Origin of the sequence: Acidithiobacillus sp. (assembly GCF_023255755.1) — a bacterium.
In the GTDB taxonomy this organism is placed as follows: Bacteria; Pseudomonadota; Gammaproteobacteria; order Acidithiobacillales; family Acidithiobacillaceae; genus Acidithiobacillus.
The window spans coordinates 44,492-50,335 of record NZ_JAGDVS010000005.1 but is presented as its reverse complement, the minus strand read 5'-3'; the positions used below and the strand labels follow the sequence as shown (position 1 = coordinate 50,335).

Here is a 5,844-nt window from a genome sequence, read left to right as displayed (position 1 = left end):
AAACAGCGTACCGCCCTCAGCGGCCTGAAACAACCCCTGATGACTATTGGCCGCCCCGGTGAAGGCGCCTTTTTTGTGCCCGAAAAGTTCCGACTCCAGGAGTTGCTCGGGAAAGGCCGCGCAGTTAAGCGCAATAAAGGCGTGATTGCGGCGTGGACTCGCCTGATGGATGGCCTGGGCCAGCAGTTCCTTACCGGTACCACTGGCACCATGAATGAAGACACTGGCATCAGAAGCAGCCACCAGACGCGCCTGATCCAGCACCGTCTGCATTTTGGGACTGCGGGTCAGGATACGGTCCCAACTGGAATCCCTGCCCTTCTTGCCTGAACCCGGCAGAACCGCCGCTGTCAGGTTGAAGGCCCGCTCCACCTGCGCCATCAGATCCTTGCCATCAAAGGGCTTGGTGAGAAAGGCAAAGACGCCCTGATCCGCCGCCAGCAAAGCATCGGGAATGGAACCATGGGCAGTAAGAATAATGACGGGCAAGGTCGGGTAGTCGCGGCGAATGGCGTCCAGCAGCGCCATGCCGTCCATCTCGTCCATCTTGAGATCGGTGATGACCAAAGACGGATGCTCCATCGCCAGCACCGACAGTGCCTCGTTACCACTGGCAGCGGTACTGACGGCATAGCCGGCCGTCTTCATGCGCAGGGACAACAGACGCAGGAGATCAGCGTCATCATCTACCAGTAAAATTCTGCCCTTTTCCATTTCGGTTTAGTGCCCCTGGGGTAAGCGCGCGTTTTTCTCGATCTGTACCAGCTCATTGAGTTTCTTGCGCAAATCCATCTCGCGTTGCTGAGACTGCAGGAGGCGGTTCTGCAGGTCATTGACCCGAGCCTCCAACTTTTGGTAGCCGGGATCGCCAGCCCGGGCATCGGCAAGCTGCTTGGTCAGGCTGGCGGCCTCCGCTTTTTCGGAAACACAACTTGCGGTGACCGGAGCGACTGTTTCCAACGTGCCAATACGGGCCTGTAAGGCCGCCAACTTGCTGGACTGTATAACCTGTTCGCCGGGCTTAAGAATCACTGTATTTGATGGTAGTAGAGGCAACGGCGTGGTCGCGCAACCCGCCAGAGTCAACATGGCGAGCGTGGGGAGCAGTACGATCTGTGATCGGCAGGCGCAACCGGAAGCAGGCCCCTGGCGTTTCTTTATCCAGCAATTCAAGACTTCCCCCATAACTCAATACATACTCTCTGGCGATGGCCAGTCCCAACCCGCTGCCCTCGATCTTCCCCGCATCCGAGGCCTCGCCCCGGTAGAGAATATCGAAAATCTTTTCACGCTCTTCGGGCACCACACCTGGCCCCTCATCCTGAACATCAAGGACCGCTTGTTCGTCCTGTACCTGCAAATATATCCGTATCGTAGCGTTTTGCGGCGAGAATTTCACGGCATTTGACAACAAATTATCGCAAATAGTCCGCAGGCGGTCTCCATGACCACGCACATGCACATCAGCCAGATCCGTTACCAGATGCAGGGATTTGCTACGCAGGCTGGGCTTATAACTCAACAGCAGATCCTCCACCACCGCTGTCAGGGAGATGTCCTGCGCCATACCCGCACCCACTGGTCCCTCGGCCAGGCTGAAACGCAGGAGATCCTCAATCAGTCGCTGCAGACGCAGGCTGTTGTCGCGAACGATATGCACGATCTCCTGCTGCTCGTCGACACCCAACTCGTGGCCCAGATCCTCCTGGAGCAGCTCTGCGCCTTCGCGAATGGCCGTCAGCGGCGTCTTCAATTCATGGGAAAGCTGCCGCAGGAAATGCAGTTTGGCTGCTTCCAACGCATTGAGCCGGTTACGCAACCACTCCAGGCGATTGCCCAGACTGGCAATATCTCGCGGCCCCTGCACGGCGATGGGCGTTTCCAGATCACCATCACCCAGACCGGAAACCGCCTGGTCGAGACGCCGGATGGGACGGGTGATCAACACGATAAACAGGACCGCGAAGGCAACGGAGAGCGGCAACACCAGCAGCACCTCTAAAATGGTCAGACGCTTGATCGCCAGCGCTCGGGTGCCCAGCTTGGCCACCTCGGTGCTGATCCCTTCATTCACATCGCTTTGCAGACGTTGCGCCTCAGCGCTGGCGCGGCTGAAATCACTCTCCAGTGCACCGCGATTCTCCTCCAACGACACCAACGGCAACAACTGGCGGGCACGGGCCAGATGACCGGCCAGCCGTTGAAGACGTTGTCGATCAACGAGAGACGGCCCAGCCGCAGCAAACTGGGCACTGGATTTCTTGTACTCCGTAAAACTCTGATCATAGAGCACCAGCAAAGCCTGATCCTGTAACACCGTATATTGCAGACCATAACGTTCCATGGATCGTACCGCATTATTCATCCGGTTGGCCGCATCGCTCATGGCCACCGCGCGCAAAATACTGACCTGCCCCTGCTCGGCAAAGTGGGCAATAGAAATGGTCACGCTGACAATGACCAGCACCAGCGGCACGATGGCCAAGCCAAAACCAATGACGGCCAACTTGGAAATGGAACTCGGGCGTAATGCCATAGACCAGCAAGCTCCAACGAAGAAAAAGAGTCTCAGCGTAGAATCGCGGGCTGGAAAGTGCAAGGGGAAACACCAAGCAACTAAATACAACACCTTTATCCCCAATTAAAACCGGGGGTAATCTCTGGACGCTGCAAATCGCATATATCAAAAAACCTGGGGTTTAAACCCCAGGTTTAGAAAACAGAACTCAACAGGTCACACCGCACGGGCGCAACCCGATAAACCCTTAGGCCGCAGGCTCGGCCTTCTTCTCGACAGGCTTCTTCATTTCGGACTTCTGCTCCATCACTTTGTGCTCAGGAGCCTTTTTCCCGACCTTCTTGTGCTCAATCTTCTTGTGCTCGGCTTTCTTCTCCACGGCCTTGTGCATAGGGGCTTTATGCTCCATGGTCTTTTCCGGGGCCTTTGCGGCGGCGGGGACTTCGGTGGCAAAAGCAGCAGTGGCAGTCAGGAAGGACAGGGCAGCCGTCAGGGCAACAATCTTCTTCATTGGTAAGCTCTCCTCAAAAAGTGGTTCCAGTTTCCGCGTTCGGCGGTGCCGTTTTTCGACAGCGAAGAGGTATAAGCACGAGTCGTGCCACCATTTAAATACTTGTTTTTAATTGTTATTATTTTTACCCCAGACATTGGAGAGCGTTGATGAGTCGCTTATATCCAACGTGCAGGCAGGCGGGGACCTCCGCCTGGCGTCTTTGAAAGCTGAACAGCCCTCATCTTTAACAAAAAAGTCTTCATATATACATGGTGTTAATAAACAGCGCACGGGAACAAAAGACAGAAATGCACCACCACCACCCAAGCAAAAACAGGGAAGAGGGAACAAGGAAGAGGGGCCGGTGCGTCACCTTTAGGCGACAGAACTTGGCAGTCTTGCAATAACGACGTGATCTGGCGCGCTTCGCGCCTGTCGTCCGGCAACGACGTCAGGGTCTGCACGGATTGCAGGGCACTTCGGAAAGCGCCCTATAGCATCTATTAAGGGGTCTTAGGGCGCAGGCGGTACATAGCCTTCAGGTGCCGGGGCGCCATCGCCAAAGAAATAGGCATCCATCTGTTTTTCCAGAAATGTTCGCGATTTGGGATCAATGGGAGAAAGACGGTATTCATTGATGAGCATGGTCTGATGTTTGAGCCAGCCCTGCCAGGCCTCCTTAGAGACCTCTTGATAAATTCGCGCGCCAAGGGCGCCAGGATAAGGCGGACGATCAAGACCTTCGGCCTCGTGGCCGAGTTTTACGCACTGTACCATTCGTGACATAACGGAAGTTCCTCAATGACTCTGGGATGGATAACGCTGTGTAGCTCTATATTACCTGAACTCGACGCTCAGGAATAAGCCGCACGGCATGGCTGCTTAATCTGGCGGCACACGTAGTCAGAATTCGAGTATCAGCGACCTCCGCCGAGATTCCGTAGAATCCGCCGAATGGGCGTGGGCAAACCTTGTGTCAGAGCGTCTGCGGGGCGATACCAGCGCAGAGTGGCGGCCGAATCTGCAACAGCGCTGCCCAAAACGCGCGCATGCGCACAGCGAAAACGCAACTGGAAGTGGGTAAAAACATGTTGCTGCTCATCCTCCAGCGCCATCAACTGGAGATCCAGCCGCAAACGACGCGACCATGCCTCTTGCAAAAATTGCCGTACGGCGGGGGTGTCTTCCAGCGGTTGAAGGGTATCGTTGCAAAGGATGGCAAATTCGCCGCCATCGGGCGCCGCCTGCGGTAGGCACCAGAGCCCGCCCCAGATGCCGAAATCCGGCCGTTTTTCCAGCAATATCCGCCCTTCCATATCCGCGACCAGGAGAAAAAAGGCACAACGCTGCGGTTTTGGGGGCCGGTTAACCGTCACGGGCAGGGCATGACTGCGTCCTTGGGCATGGGCCATACAACGGCTAGCCAAAGGGCAATTCGGGCAGCGCGGCTGGCGTGGGGTGCAGATCATGGCACCGAGGTCTTGAATGGCCTGATTGTAGCCATGGGCATCCTCAGGAGTAAGGGCGCTGGCCAGGGTCCAGAGCCACTGCTGAGTCGCAGCAGCCTTCGGATCAGCATCTATGGCATGGCTACGGATGAGCACGCGCCGGGCATTGGCGTCGAGGATGGCCTGTCTTTGTCCGAAAGCACTGGCAAGCACCGCAGCGGCAGTACTGCGGCCCACTCCCGGCAGGGTGACGGCATCTTCGAGGGTATCGGGAAAGTGGCCGCCGAAGCCCGTGACCACCTCCTGCGCCGCGCGCTGGGCGTTGCGGGCACGGGCGTAATAACCGAGCCCACTCCACAGGGCGAGCACCTGATCCTGCGGCGCCGCTGCCAGTGCCTGCCAGTTCGGCAAGGCTTGCAGAAAGCGGGCGTAATACGGCTTGGCGCTCTCCACCTGGGTTTGCTGCAACATGATTTCTGCAAGCCAGAGGCGATAGGGATCGCGGGTCTGGCGCCACGGCAGGTCGTGGCGCCCGTGGCGGGCGTACCAGTCCAGCAGGGTTTCGGCGATGGAGATCATGGCCGCGCCTTAGGGGCTACGCTGCGAATGACCAGATCGCGAGCGCTAATTTTACCCCAAAGCAGCTTTGCGACGTGGATTTCACCAGTCACTGGCCACTGCTGCGGTACTGCGGGAAGCTGCGCCGCTTTGCCCTGTTGAAGAGCAGGCAGATAGCGACCGAGATTGAGCTGCGCCACATGCAAATTGACGTGAATAGCCAGCGGGTTCCAGGTCCCGAATATTTTGCCCGTCCAGGCGCTGTCATCCAACTCGCCCTGGGTGACAGCCCACTGGAAATGGGAGTTGTCTAACTGGACTGTGCCCGTCGATGTCAATCGTTGCAAAGCATTAGGGCCTGTCAACTTCGGCAGGGACAGCCCCCAGCGGGTGGCCAACTGTGGCAAGCGCCGGATGGCGATCTGATAGGCCAGATGACCCCGCAACGTCTTCCAGTTAAGACCCACTGTTTGGACTTGGAGTGCCAGGTCGTCCCCCACTGTCAGCGCGCCTTCCTGCACCGCAAGCTGGCTTTGCGCCATGTTCAGACGTAACGCCTGCAAGCGCAACTGTGCCGGACCTTGCCCACGCGCTTGCCAGCGGACGCGCAACGTCGGCAAGACCATGTCCTTTGCCGCGCTTTGGAGCGTCGGAATAGCCACCTGCAGCAGCGTCGGATCAAGCGTTGTACCCACTTGCAAAGAAATATTCCGCGCGAACAGTGCAGGCGCCGACCCCATCTCGGCTGCAAAATGCCAGCGTCCGCCTTTTCCCCGCCAGTGCCAGCCACCCGCCAACTGACTGGGTCCCTTCGCCAGCACCTGCCC

Annotated in this window: 6 protein-coding genes and 1 pseudogene; all 7 read right to left on the bottom strand. The window is 57.6% G+C overall.

The window, feature by feature from the left end; all coding sequences use genetic code 11:
- A partial coding sequence (locus Q0C48_RS00505) for a sigma 54-interacting transcriptional regulator (RefSeq protein WP_291520582.1) occupies nt 1–714 on the bottom strand: 714 nt, incomplete at its 3' end.
- A 6-nt stretch (nt 715–720) separates the two neighbouring features.
- Nucleotides 721–1,032 carry a hypothetical protein gene (locus tag Q0C48_RS00500; protein ID WP_291520580.1) on the bottom strand — a complete coding sequence of 104 codons (312 nt, stop codon included), beginning with the start codon at nt 1,030–1,032 and terminating at the stop codon, nt 721–723.
- The gene (locus Q0C48_RS00495; RefSeq protein ID WP_291520578.1) at nt 1,022–2,536 is read right to left on the bottom strand and encodes an ATP-binding protein; all 1,515 of its coding nucleotides are present in this window, start codon (nt 2,534–2,536) and stop codon (nt 1,022–1,024) included. Before Q0C48_RS00495 ends, Q0C48_RS00500 begins: the two co-directional genes overlap by 11 nt.
- Before the next feature lie 229 nt (nt 2,537–2,765).
- A complete protein-coding gene (locus Q0C48_RS00490; RefSeq protein WP_291520577.1) occupies nt 2,766–3,029 on the bottom strand; it encodes a hypothetical protein in 264 nt (87 codons plus the stop codon).
- A gap of 495 nt (nt 3,030–3,524) precedes the next feature.
- Nucleotides 3,525–3,797, bottom strand: coding sequence for an oxidative damage protection protein (locus tag Q0C48_RS00485; protein WP_291520575.1), 273 nt, complete (start codon nt 3,795–3,797; stop codon nt 3,525–3,527).
- 131 nt (nt 3,798–3,928) lie between these two features.
- On the bottom strand, nt 3,929–5,038 hold the full coding sequence (mutY, locus tag Q0C48_RS00480; protein WP_291520573.1) for an A/G-specific adenine glycosylase: 1,110 nt from the start codon (nt 5,036–5,038) through the stop codon (nt 3,929–3,931).
- A pseudogene (locus Q0C48_RS00475) lies at nt 5,035–5,844 on the bottom strand (hypothetical protein); the annotation flags it as partial. The gene mutY and the pseudogene Q0C48_RS00475, both read right to left, overlap by 4 nt.